Raw genomic sequence first — 17,777 nt, 5'->3', positions numbered from 1 at the left:
CATGACCGATATGCAAGATACCCGTATCCCAGTGACCCTGCTGACCGGCTTTCTCGGCAGCGGCAAGACCACCTTGCTCAACCACTGGGTCAAGCAGCCGGAGCTCGGTGAGTGCGCCGTGCTGATCAACGAGTTCGGCTCGGTGGGGCTGGATCACCATCTGGTGCAACAGGTGGATGAGCAGGTGATGCTGCTCGACTCCGGCTGCATCTGCTGCTCGGTGCAGGGCTCGTTGGTGGAGGCGTTGCAGGGGCTGTTTATGAAGGCCATCCAGCGCAAGATCAAACCGTTCAAGCGGCTGATTATCGAGACCACCGGTCTGGCAGATCCGGCCCCCGTGCTCTTTACCCTGCGCGAAGAGGGCTTTATCGCCCAGCGCTACCGCTTCGATGGCACTGTCACCGTGGTGGATGCCGGTAATATCGAGCAGCAGTTGGCGGCCCAGTATGAGGCGGTGAAACAGGTGGCGCTGGCGGATCTGCTGGTGGTGAGCAAAGGCGATCTGGTGGATGACGAGCAGCTGGCACGGGTCGAAGCCCAGCTGGCGGCCCTCAATCCGGCGGCCCCCATCCAGCAGGTGACCAATGGCGAACTGTCGCCAGCAGTGCTGGAGAAGCTCGGCGCCTACAACGAAGCGGCCGGGCGCGATGTGCGCCAGCTGCTGGCTTGGCTGCGCACCGAATCTCCCAAGCAGGGGCTGGCGTCCCCCATGCAGCCGAAGATGCAACCGTTCGCCGCCAAGGTGGGCACAGCTACGCCCACCCACTTCGAGCACGGCAACATCGAGAGTTTCTCTTTGCGTATCGGTGAGCCGCTCAAGCCCTCCCGCCTGCTGGCTGCCATCGATGCGGTGCAGGCCCAATACGGCGATGCCCTGCTGCGCCTCAAGGGGATCTTGCAGCTGGAGGGGGAGAGCCAGCCGGTGGTGATCCACGGCGTCCACGGCCAGCTCTATCCGCTGCAGGCGCTGGGCGACTGGCCGGAGGGCAAGGCCCAGTCCCGACTGGTGTTTATCGTGAAAAGTCAGGACAAGGCCGGTATCGAGCAGCTCTTTATGGCGACCCTCAAGGCCCCCGAGCCCACTCTGGAAGAGCGGCTCAAAGCCATGCTGGGTCAGCCCGACAACTGATCTTGCGCGTTGCCGCTCTCCTGCACCGGGTCAGGACGGCGGCGGTTGAACAACACAAAGGCCACCGGCACAAAGTAGAACGAGAGCAGGGTCGCCAGTGCTGTGCCACCGGCGATGGCGATGGCAAAGGGGGGCCAGAAGCCGCCGCCCCCCAGCAATAGCGGGATGAAGCCGCCCACCGTGGTGATGGTGGTCGAGACGATGTGGCGGCTGCAACCGGCCACCAAATCGCGGATCTGCGGCAAATTGCCCTGCTGTGCCAGCGGGTCTGCCTTCAGCTCAGCCAGAATGACGATGGCGGCGTTGATGGCCAGCCCCATCAGCCCCAGCAGGGCGATGATCACCGTAAACCCGAAGGGGTACCCTAGCAGCCAGACCCACAGCAGCCCGAGCCCCGCCGACTGGATCGCCACCAAGGTGACGATGCCTGCCAGCCGGAACGAGTTGAAGCTGAGCACCAGCACGGCCACCAGCAGCACGGCGACCAGGCTGACATGGGCCATCAGATTACCCACCGATTCATCCCGCTTGGCGGCTTCCCCGCCAAACTCCAGTCGATAGCCCGGCGGCAACGCCAGCGCCTTGGCGGCCAGCCTCTCTTTGACCTGCTCCAACACGGTTTGCGGCAGTACGCCGACCGCCAGATAGGCCTCCAGCACATTGACCCGCTCCCCATCCCGACGGCTGATCTCCCCCCAGCTTGGCAGCAGCTCGGGAGTGGCCAGTGCCCGCAAGGTGAGATTGGCAGCCCCTTGCTGGCCGGTGCCGGTGAGCGATAGCGGCACATTGAGCAGCGCATCCGGATCCTGACGCAAGGGCTCGGCCAGTCGCACCCGAACCGGGATTGACTCGGTGCCTTCCAGCACAGTGCCGCCCAACCTGCCATCCAGTGCGCCCGCCAGCCGGGAGGCAACATCGGTCAGGCTCATGCCTGCCAGTCGGGCGGCCTCCTCATCGACCTGCAACCAGAGTTTGGGGGCCCCTGCCTGCAAGGTGGCGCGGGTCTGCACCACGGCCGGGGTATTGGCGAGCAGACTGCGCAGCTCCTCTCCCAGACGGTGCAGCTGTTCGAGGTCGGGGCCAAACAGCCGCAGTTCGACCGGGGCATTGAAAGGCGGCCCCTGTTCCAGCTTGCGCACCAGGATCTGCGCTTCGGGAAATTTTGCATCGAGCCGCTGCTGCAGTTGTGGAATGAGCCGCTCGGCAGCATCGGCATCCTGCAGGGTGATCATCCCCTGGGCGTAATCGGCCCGCCCCTGTTTTCTGGGCACCAGGTTGTAGTAGAAGCTGGGGGCGTTGTCGCCCACCACCCAGTCCTGACGAACCAGCTCGGGGAGGCTGGCCAGCTCGACGGAGATCCCCAGTGCCAGCTCGCGGGTGCGCGCCAGGCTCGCCTGTGGGGATAGGCTGGCCTCGATGTGGATCATGTCCCGGTCGGCAGGGGGAAAGAACTGTTCGGTGAGGCGGCCCGCCACCCAGAAACCGAGCAGGGGCAGCAAACTGACCAGCAGCAGGGTACGCCAGGGTTGAGCCAGCACCATGGCGATGCTCTGCTGGAAACGGGCGCTCACCCGGGGCAGGTGCAAGCCATCCTGATACCAGCGTCCCCCCTGGTCACTGCCAATCCAGCGGGCTGCAAGGCCAGCCACCAGGGTGTGGGCGATGAGGTAGGATCCCAGCAGCGAACAGATCACCGCCCAGGCGATGCCGCCGACAAACTCGCCCGCCGGGCCCGGCATCAGAATGATCGGCATAAAGGCGAGCATGGTGGTGAGGGTTGAGCCCAGCAGTGGCAGCCAGAGGTGGCCGATGGCTTCCAGTGCGGCGGCACTCATGGCCATGCCGTGGCGGCGCTGATACTGCACCCGATCCGCCATGACGATGGCGTTGTCCACCATGATCCCGAGTGCCACCACCATACCGGTGACCGACATCTGGTGAATGGGCAGATTGATCAGGTTCATGCAGGCGAATGAGAACGCCACGGTAAGCGGCAGCGACAGGGCCACGATAATGGCGGCCTTGATTCCCAAGGTCACCAGCAGCACGGCCACTATGATGAGGAAGCCCTGCACAATGTTGATGAGCAGGGTGTCGAGCCGCTGATCGGTATAACGCTGCTGATCGAAGCTGGTGACGAGGCCGATATTATCCGGCAAGTCCTGTTGCAGCTGGGTCAGCATGGAGTCGACCCGTGCCGACCAGAGGTCGATGCGGTGATCCTGTGCCATGCGCAGGCCGACCACCACCGCCCGCTCACCATTGGCAAAGGCCAGTTGGCTTTCCGGCTGGTGCAGGGTACGCCGTACCTCGGCCAGATCGCCAAGGCGCAGGGTCTGGCCCTGCTCGCCGGTACGCAGCGGGATCTGGCGGATCCGCTCCAGGGTATCGAGGGCGCCGCGGATCTCCACCTGAAAGCGATTGTGGCTGCCCTGCAGCTCCCCGGCGGCCACTTTGGCATCGGCACCACTCAGCGCCTGGGCAAGCTGTTCGCCACTCATGCCGCTGGCACTGAGGGCGAGGGGATCGAACCGTACCTCGATCTCCTCCTGCGGTGCCCCGACCCGCTCGACGTATTCGGTACCCGGCAGCTGGCGAGCCCGGCGTTCCAGCTCGGCGCTGTAGCGGGCGAGGCGATCCAGCTGCGGCTGGCCCGGCCCGCGCCAGACCACATTGACCAGCCGGGTGAAGGGGTAGCCTTTCTCGTCATCCAGCTTGGGGGCACTGGCGCCGGCTGGCAGTCCGGCGGCAAGATCTGCCAGCCGGTCACGGACTCTGGACCAGACAGGCTCGACATCGCTGACCTCATCCTTGAGCTCCAGATTGATGATGGAGAGACCGGGGCGAGAGCTCGACTCGATCAGCTTGATCTCGCTCTGGGCCCGCAGCCGGTTCTCGATGGGCTCGCTCACCAGCGCTTCCACCCGTTCGGCGCTGGCCCCGGGGAAGTGGGTAACCACGCTGGCAAAACGGCTGGTGAGCTGGGGATCTTCGGTTCTGGGCAGGGTCTGCAATGCCGCAAAGGCGGCCGTCAGCAGCAGTGCGACCGTCAACAGCAGCAGTCGGCCATTCTCGATAAACGGGCGGATCATGACTGTGGCTCCGGATGCGCCGCCTGATGATCCACGCTGGTTGTCAGGGTGACCTGCTGGCCCGGCACCAGTTTATGCAGGCCATCGGTCACCAGCTGTTCTTGTCCGTTCAGGGCACCACTGATCCAGGCCCGCTCGCCATCTTGCTGCAGCAGGGTGACGTCCCGACTGACCACTCGGGGTGGCGTTTCGTCGTTGAGCAGGTAGAGGGTCCAGCTGCCGCGCAATCCCTGGGTCAGTGCGGTGAGCGGCACTTCGTAAGCGCGGGTGGGCTCGCGGGTCTGATGCAGCAGGGTGATCAGTTGCCCCTCTGCCAGTTGTTCGCCGCCCCGGATCAGCTGGAAGCGGGCGGTGCGGGTGTGGGTCTGCCCGTCCACTTGTACCCCCAGATTAAGCAGGCGCCCCTCCAGTGATTGCTCCCCGCTTTGCAGGGGGTAGTGTTGGCCGACGATCAGGGACTCGGCCTGTTTCACCGGCACGCCGATATCGGCCTCCCACTGGCCGCTGCGGGTCAGGGAGAAGAGAGGCTGGCCTGCGGCTACCACGGCCCCCAATGCCTGCTCGCGGCTGACCACAATCCCGTTGAAGGGGGCGCGCAGCTGTGATTTCTCCTGTTTGACCCGGTTGGCTTCGAGGGCGGCGGCCAGCTGGTTGGCGCTTGCCTCCAGCATGCGGACTTTGCCTTGCTGTTCATCCAGCGCCTGACGGGAGCTGAACTGCTGCTGGCGCAGGGCGGTGAGTCGATCGAGCGTCTGCCGGGCAAGGGTCAGCTCGGCCTCGTTCTGGGCGGCCCGGGCGGCCAGCTCTTTGGCTTCCACTGCCAGCAGCCGGGTGTCCAGTGTGGCGAGCAGTTCGCCGGCCGCGACCGGCTCTCCGCGTCCCTTGTGCAGGGTAGCGATCCGCCCTGCCAGCTCGAAGCCTATCTGGCTGTGCTCGGGGGCGATCACCCGGCCATTGAAACGGTGCAGCACCGGGTAGTGATCGCTGGCTTGCAGCGGCTGGGCGATCACCCGGGTCAGGGCGGGTGTTTCTTCTGACTCTGTGACCGGGCTGCAGCCACTCAGTAACAGCGCCAGCAGGATTAAGCAAAGTGTCATGACATCATCCTCTGGTTGACATAACATCAAATCACACCGGTGAGTCTAGTTTTTCAGAACTAGACTGTCCAGTTTGATTGTGGAGGAAAAATGAACATTTCACCCCGTAGTCAGCAGAAGCGGGCTGCGATCCTCGATGCTGCCGGGCGGCTCTTCTGTCAGCACGGTCTGCATCTGGTCAGCATGGACATGGTGGCCAGTGAAGCGGGCGTCTCCAAGCAGACGGTCTACAGCCATTTTGCCAACAAGGAGTCGCTGTTTGCCGAAGCGGTGGGTAGCAAGTGCGTCAGCAGCGAGCTGATGCCGGAGGTGTTGCTGCGTGGCAACAATGTGCGGGAGAGTCTGATTGCCTTTGGTCGCAGCTTTCGCAAGTTGATCCTGAGCGATGATGCCATCAATATCTTTCGCACCTGCATCAGCTGCAACGATGCCCAGCTGGCCACCCTTTTTTTCGAGGCGGGCCCGCTCTATGTGACCAAGATGCTGTCCAACTGGCTGGAGCAGCAGAAGCAGCAAGGCCTGCTGTGCCATCAAGACAGCGAACAGGCCGCCTTGCAGCTGTTGCTGATGTGGCAGGGCAAGGAGCGGATGCTCCGTGAGCTGGGTCTGCCATTGACCCAGAGTGCTGCCGAGCAGGATGCCTGGACCCTGAGTTGTGTCGATCTCTTCCTGACCGCCGCCGCTCCCCCGCAAAAATAATGGAGGTGGCAATGAGCCACACAGTGACAGATGCCCAGCGCAAGTGGCTGCCCCTGCTGGCGGCGGTCGGTTTCTTTATGCAGGCGCTGGATGGCACCATTCTCAACACCGCCCTGCCCAGCATGGCCGAGACCTTGGGAGAGAGCCCGCTCCAGATGCAGTCGGTGATCATTGCCTACATGTTGACGGTGGCGTTGCTGATCCCGGCCTCCGGCTGGCTGGCAGACAGATTCGGCACCCGCCGCATCTATCTGACCGCCATCTCGCTCTTTACCCTCGGCTCGCTCGCCTGCGCCGCCTCCAATTCGCTCTCCATGCTGGTGGCCGCCCGGGTGCTTCAGGGGATTGGCGGTGCGCTGCTGATGCCGGTGGGACGGTTGGCGGTGCTGCGGGTCTATGACAAGCACGAGCTGCTGCGGGTGATGTCGTTTGTCACCATCCCGGGGCTGCTCGGCCCGCTGATTGGGCCGGCACTCGGTGGCTGGCTGGTGGAAGTGGCGAGCTGGCACTGGGTATTTCTCATCAATCTGCCGGTGGGGCTGCTTGGCTTTATCGCCAGCTGGCACTTTATGCCGGAGCTGCGGCAGCAGACCGCCCGGTTCGACTGGCAGGGCTTTGTGCTGTTCAGCGTCGGCATGGTGCTGGTGTCGGTCGGCTTGCAGGGGTTGGGGGAGCACAGCATCTCCACCGGTTGGGCGCTGTTTGCACTGATCTTCGGCTTGGCGGCGATGGCGAGCTACTGGCTTTATGCCGCCAATGCACCGCAGCCGCTCTTTAGCCTGAACCTGTTCAAGACCACCACCTTTGCCATCGGCATCTGGGGCAACCTGTTTGCCCGCCTCGGCAGCGGCGCCATGCCCTTCCTCACCCCGCTGTTTCTGCAGCTGGGGCTCGGCTTCTCCCCGAGCAAGGCGGGGATGACCATGATCCCCACCGTGATTGGCGCCATGCTGACCAAGACGCTGGTTAACAAGCTGATTCCGAAGGTGGGCTATCGCCGCATTTTGATCGGCAACACCCTGTTGCTGGGGGCGATGATCGCCAGCTTCTACTTTATCGACAACCAGCTCCCCTACGGGGTCCTGCTGGGCTGGCTGGCGATCTTCGGTGCCATCAACTCGCTGCAGTTCTCCGCCATGAACACTCTCACGCTGCAAGATCTCAGCCCGACCCTTGCCAGCAGTGGCAACGGTCTGCTCTCGGTGGTGATGCAGCTCTCCATGAGTTTGGGGGTGGCGATTGCCGCCAGCCTGCTCGGGCTCTTCTCGGCGGGTACCTCAGCGGCCAACGGCCAGTGGCTGGCCGGGTTCCATCTTACCTACCTCTGTGTCGGGCTGCTCTCCATGCTGGCGGCGCTGATCTTCGCCCAGCTGGCGCGCGATGGGGCTACGCCGTCGGCGCGGGCAGATAGCTGACCTCGCAGGGGAGCTGCGCCAACACTTCGGCCAGATGCTCGGTCGCCAGCAGAAAGGTCTGCTCCGGGTGGCCCGGAGTCCAGGTGAAGGCGGTGTGGTTGAGCAGTTGCGGATCCACCAGTAGCGGAATATCGGCGCGGGGCAGGAAGGGGCAGACCGCCCCCGGCAGGCAGCCAATCTCCGCCTGCATCTCTTCGGCGGTGCAGATGGAGGGCTTGGCACCGAGTGCGGCCTTGACTGCCTTGTTGTCGAGCCGTCCGTCCCTGTGGGTCAGCAGCAGGGCGAAGCGGCCATCCTTGAACTTGAGAAACAGGGTCTTGCTGAACTCCGCCTGCCAGCCGAGGCGGGCCTTGACCTTTTCATCGGTGGCGTAGTCGAGAATGGGTTCATGCTCATAGCGCTGGTGGGGCAGTTCAGCCAGCAACTGGCAGTTGAAATGGTGAATGGTATCGAGTGGCATGGGGTTCTCCTGTAGTGGGCGCTATCCTGCCAGCCTCGCAGGGTCAGGCCCAATGACACTTTCTTATCCGTGATAAGCAACCCTGTCCGTGAAAACAACAAGGGCGCCGTGAGGCGCCCTTGCGGATCAGTGATGCTGCAATTCGCACGCTTCCCAGTGAAAGGGAATAGGGCACAGCTGCTGGGAGGCCTTGTCATAGGCTTGCCACAGCTCGCCCATGGTGCGGCCATCGACGGGGTGGCGCAGTTTGGGGGCCAGCTCGGCCAGCGGCCAGAGCACGAAGGCGTTGGTGAGCACTTCACCGCGCGGCAGCACCAGCGGGGTGTCGCAGACCAGATCGCCATAGAGCAGCAGGTCGAGATCCAGGGTACGCGGGGCGAACTTCTTGGCATCCGGCTCGCGGCCGTGGGCGAACTCCATGGCCCGCAGTCGCTGGCAGACGGTGGTCAGCGGCAGATCGGTCTCGGCCGCCGCCACCAAGTTGTAGAAGGGGCGGCCGTTGAAGCCGACCGCCTCGCTCTCGAATACCCGGGAGACCCGCAGCTCGCCAAATTCGGCGTGTAGGGCATCGAGCCCGGCGCGGATATGGCGCTCCCGCTCGATGTTGGAACCAAGGCTGATATAGATAGTGGTCATCAGTTGCTGCTCGCCGCCGGGGTGCGGTGGCGCAGGATCTCGACGCCGACACCGGCGGCATTGGGTACGGCACCCGGCTTGGTGAGGGTGACCTTGACCCACTGCACCCGCTCGTCGGCGAGCACCAGCATGGCGACCTGCTCGGCCATGGTCTCGACCAGCTCGACTACCTTGCCGGTGACATGCTCGCAGATCTTGTTGGAGAGGTCGGCATAATCCAGTGCCAGATTGATGTCGTCGGTTGCGGCGGCGGGGCGGTTGTCGAACCCCATTTCGAGGTCAAAACGGAGCTTCTGGCGAATGCCTTTCTCCCACTCATATACACCTATGGTGGTCAAAACCTCGAGTCCGCGAATAAACACCTTGTCCATGACTGTACTTCTTCTTTACTCTTGATGGGCTGTGATGACAGCGCAGGGATGCTGGCCGGGCAACAGGCTTGCCGAGGCGCTCTGGGTGGGCATGGGCCCATGCCAGCGTATGTGGCCCGCATCATACCCCATTCATATCGTGGTAAAAACGACCAAGATGACGGCCCTGACGATTTTGATGATTATTCTGGCCTACCTGGGTGGTTCACTATCCAGTGCTGTGCTGGTCTCCCGCTGCAGCGGTCTGCCCGACCCGCGGGATCATGGCTCCCACAATCCGGGGGCAACCAATGTGCTGCGCCTCGGTGGCCGGCTGGCGGCGCTGGTTGTGCTGCTGCTCGATGTACTCAAGGGAACGGCGCCTGTCTATCTTGCCTGGTATCTGCAGATAAAGCCGGTCTACCTCGGCTTTATCGGGGTGGCCGCCTGTCTTGGCCACATGTATCCCATCTTCTTTCATTTTCGCGGTGGCAAGGGGGTGGCGACGGCGCTGGGCACCATGATGCCGCTCGGCTTCACCATGGGGGGCGCTGTCATCGGCACCTGGCTGCTGGTGTTGCTGGCAAGCGGCTACTCTTCGCTGGCCTCTATCATTACCGTGCTGCTTACGCCACTCTTTACCTACCTGCTCAAACCCGAATACACCCTCCCTGTCTCGCTGCTCTCCTGCCTTATCCTGATCCGCCATCACGAGAACATCTCCCGCCTGCTCAAGGGGGAAGAACCCAGAGTCTGGCGGCGAAAAGGTTGTGCCAGTGGCGAGGAAGTGGGAAAAACGGGTGATGTTGAGCAAAAAAGAGACGAACGAGACAAAAAGTAAAATTTCCCGTTGACCATCCGCCTTAAAATCCGTTTAATAGCGCCCACGCCCAGATAGCTCAGTCGGTAGAGCAGGGGATTGAAAATCCCCGTGTCGGCGGTTCGATTCCGTCTCTGGGCACCAAATTTTGGTGCCATGAAATAAAAATTTGTTCATGCACAATGGTTTAAAGTGTGCCGGCTTAGCTCAGTAGGTAGAGCAACTGACTTGTAATCAGTAGGTCACCAGTTCGATTCCGGTAGCCGGCACCATTTGCCCAGATAGCTCAGTCGGTAGAGCAGGGGATTGAAAATCCCCGTGTCGGCGGTTCGATTCCGTCTCTGGGCACCACTAATAATTCCTCCTTAGCTCAGTCGGTAGAGCGACGGACTGTTAATCCGCAGGTCGCTGGTTCGAGCCCAGCAGGAGGAGCCAAACCGAAAAGCCCTTGTCGCAAGACAAGGGCTTTTTTTCTTTGGTTCAATACCGAGTTTTTACCATAACAACAATCACACACGCACAGAATGACGGCAGGATAGATATGGAAAATCAAGTAGTTATAGACTCAAAGGGGCGACTGGCCACCATCCGCGAGTGGCTTGAGCCCGTGCTGGTGCTGCTGATCCTCGGCAGCCTGTTTGGCTATCTCGGCAGCCAGATGGGCCTCTCCGCCATGGTCAACACCCTGTTCAATACCGCCCACCAGCTGCTGCTCAATACCGTGCTCTTCATCATGGGGATCACCGTACTTTCCGGCGCTCTCAGCCAGCTGCTGAGCGAATTCGGAGTGATCCGGCTGCTGGAGGTGCTGCTGGCACCCCTGATGAAGCCGGTGTTCCGCTTGCCGGGGCGCACTGCGCTGGCGGCGCTGATGACTTTCTTCTCCGATAACCCGGCGGTGATCAGCCTCGCCAAGGACAGCCGCTTTCGCAAGGGCTTCACCCCATGGCAGCTGGTGTCTCTGACCAACTTCGGTACCGCCTTCGGCATGGGCCTGATCGTGGTGACCTTTATGGCGACCCTGCAACTGCCGGGCGGCGAGTCTACCGCCAGCGCAGCGCTGATCGGTCTGCTCGGCGCTCTGGTTGGCTCGGTGGTCTCTACCCGACTGATGCAGCGAATGATCCGTCCGCTGGTGGGTGAGGTGCTGGACTATGAGCCGACTGATGCCAAGGGGCACAAGGTCGGGGTCAGCAAAGAGGCTGCGCCGGGCTGGCTGCGGATCCTCAACTCGTTGCTCGATGGCGGCAAATCCGGTGTGGAGCTGGGAATGGCGGTGATCCCGGGCGTGCTCATTATCAGCACCTTCGTCATGCTGCTCACCTTCGGTCCGGGGGAGAAGGGCTATACCGGCGAAGCGTTTCAAGGGGTCGCCTTGCTGCCGGTGCTGGCCGCCAAGGTAAGCTGGCTATTTGACCTGCTGTTTGGCTTCCAGCAGCCGGAGCTGGTCGCCTTCCCGGCTACCTCGCTAGGCGCAGTCGGTGCCGCCATGTCGCTGGTGCCCCCTTTTATTGCCAAGGGGTGGATCACCGGTAACGAGGTCGCGGTGTTTACCGCCATGGGGATGTGCTGGAGCGGCTTTTTGAGCACCCACACCGCCATGCTCGATGCCCTCGGCTATCGCCATCTCACCTCCCGCGCCATTGTTGCCCACACCATCGGCGGCTTGTGCGCCGGGGTGGCAGCGCACCAGCTTTATATGCTGCTGGGCTGAGCAGAGTGAAAAGAGAGAGGGGCGCCGCAGCGCCCCTCTCTGTATCCTGCTGACGAAAATCGCCTATTCGTTATGGCCGATCAGGCTCCGCGCGATCACCGCTTCCGGCATCATCTCCTGCAGTCCGGCGACCAGTTTTTCCCCCGCCTCATGCAGCGCAGCCAGCGGCATCTCGGGCAGGCTCTCCAGAATGAACCACATCTGGCCCGAATCGACACTCAGTCGGGTGCGCACTCCCTGCCGCCAGTTCCAGCGCCGACAGGTGACCCCCTTGTCATCCCGCCAGACCACCTCGCCGGGTTCCGGAGATTCGTGGGCGGGTTCGCCCCCCTTCATGGTATCGAACTGCTCGCTGCCATCGGCCACCACCAGTCGCGGCAGCCCCTCATAGGCGAGCAGGTTTTCGCCCCCGACCGGGATGGCATAGTGGATGCTGATGGCATTGTAGAGATCGACCACGGGATCGATGGCGGGCAGGTTGCCATCGCGGGCGACCCGCTTTCTCAGAGCCTCGGCGGAACAGGGAGTCCGCTGTGGCTTGGCGCCAAATTTTCTGAACAGCTCGCCCCAGGCGGCGAGATGCGCCTCTGCCCACGGCACATCGGCGGTCAGCATGGCGGTGCAGGCCTCATCGAGCGCACGCGCCCCCACGTTCGGGTCGACCACGGCGGCGGCCTGCACCGTGATGCTCAGAGCGCGAAAGCCGGGAGCCAACTGGCTGACTTCGGGGGAGATATGGGGGGTGATCAGGGACATAACGACTCCATAAACGAAAAAGGCAGGGAGAAGGTGGCTGCCGGCCAGCATAGCGGTGACGGCGAATCCGGTTTGAGAGCCATCTTGCGCGAACATGTTAGATAAGAAAATTTACATGATCTTAATCGCCATAAGTTTCATGAATGAAAATGACGTGATCGAGGGGATGGCGGGCATGTACCGGCATATAGCGAAGAGGATCCCTGCCTCCTCCGGTTTACTGCGGCAATGCCCCTTTGCCGCTTCGATCTGCAGCGGCAGCCGCTGGCCGCCCGGCTCTCTTGTTATGACTTCAGTTGCAGTGCCCGAACACAAGGCGGCGATTCAAATCACTCGGTGGCTCAATGGGTTGGTTTTGCCCTGCGCTGTGCACTAAATTCTGGCCCCGCTTATGCACTCCTCCTGGCAACACCATCAAGGGTCGTTGTCGCGGAGAGATATCATGATCAGCAGCCTGCTTCCCCTTGCCTCGATCGCCCTCAAGCTGGGCAGCCAGCTGCTTGGCAGCAGTAGCAAACCCCAGCCCGTGCAGCCTGCCGTACAGGAGGAGCACCTTGCCCCGACCGTCCAGGGGTTGTTCCAGCGACTTGGTATCAAGGATGCCGATAGCGAACAGAACCGCTCGGCCATCAACCACTTTATGGGGGAGCTGATGCAGACCCTGGGGCAGGAGAATGGTGGCCAATCCCTCCCGGCTGCCATCGACAGCGCCCGCAACCAGCTGGCGAGCGGCACCCAGAGTACACGCCTCGATGCGCTGCAAAGCGAGCTCGATACCCTCAAGGATTCCCTCGGTGCCAGCAATCTCAACCTCGATCAGCTGCTCGGAGCCTTTAAGCAGACCCTGCCCAATGGCAAGGGGGAGGGGGTTGGCAAGCTGCTAAATGCCAGCGCGTGAACGGTGGCAGGCAATAAAAAACGGCAACCTTGGGTTGCCGTTTTGCTTTCAACTTTGGATCACAAGCCGGTTGGCTTAACCCACCCGCTTGGCCAGCCACTGTTCGGCGGTAGTCAGGGCTGCTTCTACTTGCTCGCGGGCAACGCCGCCTTTGGCGACCCGCTTGGCCAGCGTCGCTTCCAGTTCCAGATTGGGGTAGACGTCGAACTCGATCACCGGGCTGAAGCGCTGGAACTCGCCGATGGAGAGCTCCTCCAGCGGGCGGCCCACACTGATGGCGAATACCACGGTTTCGCCGACGATATGGTGTGCTTCACGGAACGGAATCCCCTTGGCCACCAGATAGTCCGCCAGCTCGGTGGCGTTGGCGTAGCCGCCTTGCGCCGCTGCCATGGTGCGCTCGCCATTGACCTTCAGATCGATCAATACCAGCGCCGCCATATCGAGGCAGTCGTGCCAGGTGTCGAGGGCATCGAACAGCCCCTCTTTGTCTTCCTGCATGTCCTTGTTGTAGGCCAGCGGCAGCGCCTTGAGGCTCATCAGCATGCCCATCTGGGCGCCGACTACCCGGCCAGTCTTGCCGCGGATCAGCTCGAGCGCATCCGGGTTTTTCTTCTGCGGCATCAGGGAGGAGCCGGAAGTGACCGCATCGGAGAGCTCGACAAAACCCGCCTCGCCGGTGTTGTAGAAGATAAGGTCTTCGGCAAAGCGCGACAGGTGGGTCATGGAGAGGGATGCTACATGCATCAGCTCCACCACGTGATCCCGATCGGAGACCGAATCCAGACTGTTGCGGGTGGCACCAGCAAAGCCCATGTCGAGCGCCAGCGCTTCACGGTCGATGGCATAGGCGGTGCCCGCTAGCGCGCCGCAGCCGAGGGGGCTGGTGTCGAGGCGCTTGAGGGCATCCTGCAGCCGGGAGTAGTCCCGCTCCAGCATCTCCACATAGGCCAGCGCCCAGTGAGCGAAGGTGACCGGTTGGGCCCGCTGCAGGTGGGTGTAACCCGGCAGCACGGCGGCCTGATTGGCGCGGGCAGAGGCCACCAGCCCCTGTTGCAGGGCGGTGATGGAGCCGAGCAGCAGCTCGCCCTGCGCCTTGCACCAGAGTTTCAGGTCGGTGGCGACCTGATCGTTGCGCGAGCGGCCGGTGTGCAGCTTTTTGCCGAGATCGCCGACGGCGGCAATCAGCTGGCTCTCGACCCAGGAGTGGATATCTTCGGCATCCGAGCTCAGGATCTGCTGGGGATCCTGCTGCACCGAGGCGAGCAGCACCTCCATCGCCTGTTGCAGTTTGCCCTGCTCATCGGCGGTCAAGACACCCACTTTCACCAGCGCTCGGGCCCAGGCCATGGAGCCCTGAATATCCTGCTCCGCCAAGCGGTAATCGAACCGCAGCGAATCGTTGAACTGCTTGAACCGGCTATCGGCTCCCTGACTGAAGCGTCCACCCCAAAGTGCCATACTGCTCTCCTTGAATGCGTTGTCGGCGGCGCCCTGGCCGCCGAGCTTGAAATCGTGCCCTGTTTTTCTGCGAGCCTGTTATCTCACAGAAGCGGCCGGGGCGCTGCCGCTCTTGTCACACCCGCCGATGATGGGTCAGGGGCCATGCCCTCTACCTGTAGAAGAGGGGGCCATGCCCCCTCAACGGAATCAACGGGTTATCGCGCTTGCTTAACCGTGGGTGTGGTCGCCACCGATGGCCTGATGCTGCTCCTTCATGGCGCGGATCCGGCTGGCCAGGGTGTAGAGACGGATAAAGCCTTCGGCATGGCTCTGGTCATACACTTCATCGGCGCCGAAGGTGGCGAAGTCTTCGGAGTAGAGGCTGTTCGGCGACTTCTTCTGCACCGCTGTGACCTGACCCTTGTACATCTTCAGCACCACTTCACCATCCAGATCTTCGGCGATGGCGTTGGCAGAGGCGAGGATCGCCTTGCACAGCGGGGTGAACCAGCGACCGTCATAGACCAGATGGGAGAACTCGGCACCCAGCTTCTCCCGCCAGGCGCGGGTCGGGCGATCCAGGACCAGCTCTTCCACGGCGCGCAGCGCGGCGACCATCACGGTACCGCCAGGGGTTTCGTAGCAGCCGCGGGACTTCATCCCAACCATCCGGTTTTCGGTGATGTCGATGCGGCCCACGCCGTGCTTGCCGGCACGCTCGTTCAGGGTCATCAGGATCTGGTGCGGGCTGAGCGGCTGGTCGTCAACGGCCACCACTTCACCCTGCGCCACGGTCAGCTTGACGTACTCCGGCTGATCCGGTGCCTGTTCGGCCGGTACGGTCCACTGCCAGACCGCTTCGGAGGGCTCGTTCCAGGTGCTCTCCAGCTCGCCACCCTCGGTGGAGATGTGCCAGGCGTTGGCGTCGCGGCTGTAGATCTTCTTCAGGGTCGCCTTGCAGGGGATGTTGCGGGTCTCCAGATAGGAGAGCAGATCTTCCCGGGAGCGCATGTCCCAGATCCGCCACGGGGCGATCACTTTCAGCTGGGGCGCCAGCGCGGCGACCGCACCTTCGAAACGCACCTGATCGTTGCCCTTGCCGGTGCAGCCGTGGGAGATGGCATCGGCCCCTTCCGCCAGCGCGGCCTCGACCATCGCCTTGGCGATCACCGGACGGGCCATGGAGGTGCCCAGCAGATAGGTGCCCTCATAGACGGCGCCGGTCTTCAGGGTCGGGTAGACGTACTCTTTGACGAACTCTTCGCGCAGATCCTTGATGATGCACTTGGTGGCGCCGGAGGCGATGGCTTTTTGCTCGATCCCTTCCAGATCGTCGCGCTCCTGACCGACGTCGGCCACGAAGGCGATGATTTCGGCGTCATAGTGCTCTTTCAGCCAGGGAATGATGGCCGAGGTATCCAGTCCACCCGAGTAAGCCAGTACGATCTTGTTGATTCCGCTCATTTTACTTCTCTCCATGATGATTCGATGATGATTCAATAAAGGTGTCGTGATTCAGGTTGAGTACCGCGTTACTTGCCGCCGAGAAGGGTCAGCAACACGGCGTTCTGGATATGCATCCGGTTTTCGGCCTCGTCCATGATGAGTGAGGCGGGGCCATCCATCACCTGCGAGGTGATCTCCAGCTCGCGGTGCGCCGGCTGGCAATGCAGCACGTGCTGGATGCCGGTGCGCTCGAGCAAGGCCTGGTTGATCTGATAAGGCATAAAGAGGTCTTTGACCTGATCCATCGGGGTGTTGTCACCCATGGAGACCCAGGTATCGGTGTAGGCCACGTCGAACCCTTCGATATCCGCCACGTCATCGCTGATGTGGATAGTCGCCCCCGACTTGGCCGCCAGAGCCTGCGCCTGCAGGAAAATCTGGGTATCCGGGCCGTGGCCTTTCGGGCAGATCAGGGTGACGTCTGTACCGAGGGTTGCCCCCAGCAGCAGCAGAGAGTGGCTGACGTTGTTGCCATCACCGAGGTAGGCAAGCTTCACCTTCGACAGGTCGTCGTAGTGCTCGGCAATGGTCATAAAGTCGGCCAGCCCCTGACAGGGGTGGTAGAGGTTGCACAGGCTGTTCACCACCGGCACTGTGCCATGCTCTGCCAGCTCGATCAGGGTCTGGTGATCGAACACCCGGGCGACGATGGCATCACACCAGCGCGACAGGTTGGCGGCGAAATCCTTCACCGACTCCCGCTTGCCCAGCGCGCCGTTCTGCTGATCCAGATAGACGCTGTGGCCGCCCAGTTTGGCGATGCCGATGTCGAAGGTGACCCGGGTACGCAGGGAGGGCTTCTCGAACAGGGTGACCACGCTCTTGCCGGCCAGCGCCTGGCTGTACTTCTTCGGGTCGGTTTTCACTGCTTTGCCCAGCACAATCAGCGCTTCAATCTGGGCTTTGTTCAGATCACTGTCTTTCAGAAGATGTTGCATCGGATGTTCCTTGTTCCGGTGGAGATCAAATGGCTACCTGGGTGCCAACCGCGCCGCCAGCCAGCAGCTTGAGCAGCTGATCCGGGTAACGCCAGCTGGCGACACAGACCGGCTTGCCGAGGGTCTGGGCGGCGTGCAGGGCCGCTTCTACCTTGACCGCCATGCCATCGCGGATTACCCCTTTCTCCATCAGATCCAGCGCGGTCAGCTTGTCGAGCTGGGGCACCAGCTTGCCCTTGCCATCGAGGATGCCGCTCACGTCGGAGAGCATCACCAGATCGGCACCGAGCGCCTCGGCAATGGCGGTGGCCGCCTGATCTGCGTTGACGTTCATCAGCTGCCCCTCGGCGGTGATGCCGATGGAGCTCACTACCGGCAGGAAGCCCTGACCTAGGATCCCCGCCACCAGCGCCGGGTTGCCCGGCTTGCACTCGCCGACTGCACCGAGATCCGGGTCGAGCTGGGTCACCTGACAGAGGCCGCCATCTGCCAGACAGAGCCCCACAGCCGGAATACCGGTGGCGATCGCCTTGGCCATCATCTGCTTGTTGGCGGTCCCTGCCAGCGCCCCGGCAATAAAGGGGATCTGCTCGAAGGGGGTTACCCGCAGGCCGTTCTTCTTGGTAGAGGTGAGACCCAGCCCCTTGAGCAGGTCATCCACCAGACAGCCACCGCCGTGCACCAGCACCAGCGGACGGTGCTGATCGTCGAGAAAGGTTTTGAGGGTGGCGAACAGGGCGGTCAGCGCCTCGTCGTTCTCGATAAGGGCGCCGCCCAGCTTGATTACCAACGTCTGTTTGTCCATGTCCGAGATCCTTCCTAAG

Annotated in this window: 17 protein-coding genes and 4 tRNA genes; 11 read left to right on the top strand and 10 right to left on the bottom strand. The window is 62.4% G+C overall.

Annotated elements, in window-relative coordinates; genetic code table 11:
• Position 1 precedes the first annotated feature (1 nt).
• Positions 2–1,129 carry a CobW family GTP-binding protein gene (locus G5168_RS12555; RefSeq protein WP_421206692.1) on the top strand — a complete coding sequence of 376 codons (1,128 nt, stop codon included), beginning with the start codon at positions 2–4 and terminating at the stop codon, positions 1,127–1,129.
• Here the strand turns inward: G5168_RS12555 and G5168_RS12550 are convergent.
• Together G5168_RS12550 and G5168_RS12545 are read right to left on the bottom strand one after the other, a co-directional pair.
• Entirely contained in the window at positions 1,114–4,221 is a 3,108-nt protein-coding gene (locus G5168_RS12550) for an efflux RND transporter permease subunit (protein ID WP_421252295.1), read from the bottom strand. The two genes, G5168_RS12555 and G5168_RS12550, sit on opposite strands and share 16 nt — an antisense overlap.
• Positions 4,218–5,318 carry an efflux RND transporter periplasmic adaptor subunit gene (locus tag G5168_RS12545; RefSeq protein ID WP_421249809.1) on the bottom strand — a complete coding sequence of 367 codons (1,101 nt, stop codon included), beginning with the start codon at positions 5,316–5,318 and terminating at the stop codon, positions 4,218–4,220. The genes G5168_RS12550 and G5168_RS12545 overlap by 4 nt, the downstream gene beginning before the upstream one ends.
• A gap of 90 nt (positions 5,319–5,408) precedes the next feature.
• Between G5168_RS12545 and G5168_RS12540 the strand changes: the two genes are divergently transcribed.
• Positions 5,409–6,017 carry a TetR/AcrR family transcriptional regulator gene (locus G5168_RS12540; protein WP_005336110.1) on the top strand — a complete coding sequence of 203 codons (609 nt, stop codon included), beginning with the start codon at positions 5,409–5,411 and terminating at the stop codon, positions 6,015–6,017.
• A gap of 11 nt (positions 6,018–6,028) precedes the next feature.
• Positions 6,029–7,432: a multidrug transporter subunit MdtD gene (mdtD, locus tag G5168_RS12535; protein WP_421252294.1), complete on the top strand. Its 1,404-nt coding sequence runs from the start codon at positions 6,029–6,031 to the stop codon at positions 7,430–7,432.
• Here the strand turns inward: mdtD and G5168_RS12530 are convergent.
• The 3 genes from G5168_RS12530 to folB all read right to left on the bottom strand — a co-directional run bounded on the left by G5168_RS12530 (position 7,404) and on the right by folB (position 8,899).
• Entirely contained in the window at positions 7,404–7,892 is a 489-nt protein-coding gene (locus G5168_RS12530) for a YbaK/EbsC family protein (protein WP_005336108.1), read from the bottom strand. The two genes, mdtD and G5168_RS12530, sit on opposite strands and share 29 nt — an antisense overlap.
• 126 nt (positions 7,893–8,018) lie before the next feature.
• Positions 8,019–8,528, bottom strand: coding sequence for a 2-amino-4-hydroxy-6-hydroxymethyldihydropteridine diphosphokinase (gene folK, locus G5168_RS12525; RefSeq protein WP_107684303.1), 510 nt, complete (start codon positions 8,526–8,528; stop codon positions 8,019–8,021).
• Positions 8,528–8,899, bottom strand: a complete 372-nt coding sequence (gene folB, locus G5168_RS12520; RefSeq protein ID WP_005356584.1) for a dihydroneopterin aldolase — start codon at positions 8,897–8,899, stop codon at positions 8,528–8,530. The genes folK and folB overlap by 1 nt, the downstream gene beginning before the upstream one ends.
• Before the next feature lie 157 nt (positions 8,900–9,056).
• Between folB and plsY the strand changes: the two genes are divergently transcribed.
• From plsY to G5168_RS12490, 6 genes are all read left to right on the top strand, one after another.
• Complete coding sequence (plsY, locus tag G5168_RS12515) at positions 9,057–9,719, top strand: glycerol-3-phosphate 1-O-acyltransferase PlsY (RefSeq protein ID WP_148089926.1); 663 nt, start codon at positions 9,057–9,059, stop codon at positions 9,717–9,719.
• Positions 9,720–9,766: 47 nt separating this feature from the next.
• Positions 9,767–9,842 (top strand) — tRNA-Phe (locus G5168_RS12510).
• Positions 9,843–9,894: 52 nt separating this feature from the next.
• Positions 9,895–9,970: transfer RNA gene (locus G5168_RS12505), tRNA-Thr, on the top strand.
• Positions 9,971–9,973: 3 nt separating this feature from the next.
• A tRNA-Phe gene (locus tag G5168_RS12500) sits at positions 9,974–10,049 on the top strand.
• Between the two features lie 8 nt (positions 10,050–10,057).
• Positions 10,058–10,133: transfer RNA gene (locus tag G5168_RS12495), tRNA-Asn, on the top strand.
• A 106-nt stretch (positions 10,134–10,239) separates the two neighbouring features.
• A complete protein-coding gene (locus G5168_RS12490) occupies positions 10,240–11,412 on the top strand; it encodes a nucleoside recognition domain-containing protein (protein ID WP_421252293.1) in 1,173 nt (390 codons plus the stop codon).
• A 63-nt stretch (positions 11,413–11,475) separates the two neighbouring features.
• Here the strand turns inward: G5168_RS12490 and G5168_RS12485 are convergent, their stop codons facing one another.
• Complete coding sequence (locus G5168_RS12485) at positions 11,476–12,168, bottom strand: B3/4 domain-containing protein (RefSeq protein WP_421252292.1); 693 nt, start codon at positions 12,166–12,168, stop codon at positions 11,476–11,478.
• 94 nt (positions 12,169–12,262) lie between these two features.
• Here G5168_RS12485 and G5168_RS12480 point away from each other — a divergent pair, with 94 nt between their 5' ends.
• Complete coding sequence (locus G5168_RS12480) at positions 12,263–12,544, top strand: hypothetical protein (protein WP_421252291.1); 282 nt, start codon at positions 12,263–12,265, stop codon at positions 12,542–12,544.
• A gap of 66 nt (positions 12,545–12,610) precedes the next feature.
• Positions 12,611–13,066, top strand: coding sequence for a hypothetical protein (locus G5168_RS12475; RefSeq protein ID WP_209297383.1), 456 nt, complete (start codon positions 12,611–12,613; stop codon positions 13,064–13,066).
• A 75-nt stretch (positions 13,067–13,141) separates the two neighbouring features.
• Here the strand turns inward: G5168_RS12475 and argH are convergent, their stop codons facing one another.
• From argH to argB, 4 genes are all read right to left on the bottom strand, one after another.
• Positions 13,142–14,527: an argininosuccinate lyase gene (gene argH / locus G5168_RS12470; RefSeq protein WP_421252290.1), complete on the bottom strand. Its 1,386-nt coding sequence runs from the start codon at positions 14,525–14,527 to the stop codon at positions 13,142–13,144.
• 210 nt (positions 14,528–14,737) lie between these two features.
• Entirely contained in the window at positions 14,738–15,973 is a 1,236-nt protein-coding gene (locus G5168_RS12465; protein WP_033115910.1) for an argininosuccinate synthase, read from the bottom strand.
• Positions 15,974–16,041: 68 nt separating this feature from the next.
• Complete coding sequence (locus G5168_RS12460) at positions 16,042–16,953, bottom strand: ornithine carbamoyltransferase (RefSeq protein ID WP_421252289.1); 912 nt, start codon at positions 16,951–16,953, stop codon at positions 16,042–16,044.
• Between the two features lie 25 nt (positions 16,954–16,978).
• Positions 16,979–17,758 carry an acetylglutamate kinase gene (gene argB, locus G5168_RS12455; protein WP_033115912.1) on the bottom strand — a complete coding sequence of 260 codons (780 nt, stop codon included), beginning with the start codon at positions 17,756–17,758 and terminating at the stop codon, positions 16,979–16,981.
• Between the last annotated feature and the right edge of the window lie 19 nt (positions 17,759–17,777).

Origin of the sequence: Aeromonas sp. 600724 (assembly GCF_049175135.1) — a bacterium.
GTDB classification, from domain to species: Bacteria; Pseudomonadota; Gammaproteobacteria; order Enterobacterales; family Aeromonadaceae; genus Aeromonas; species Aeromonas veronii_A.
Note: the sequence above shows the minus strand (reverse complement) of the source record. Positions and strands in the feature narration are given on the sequence as shown.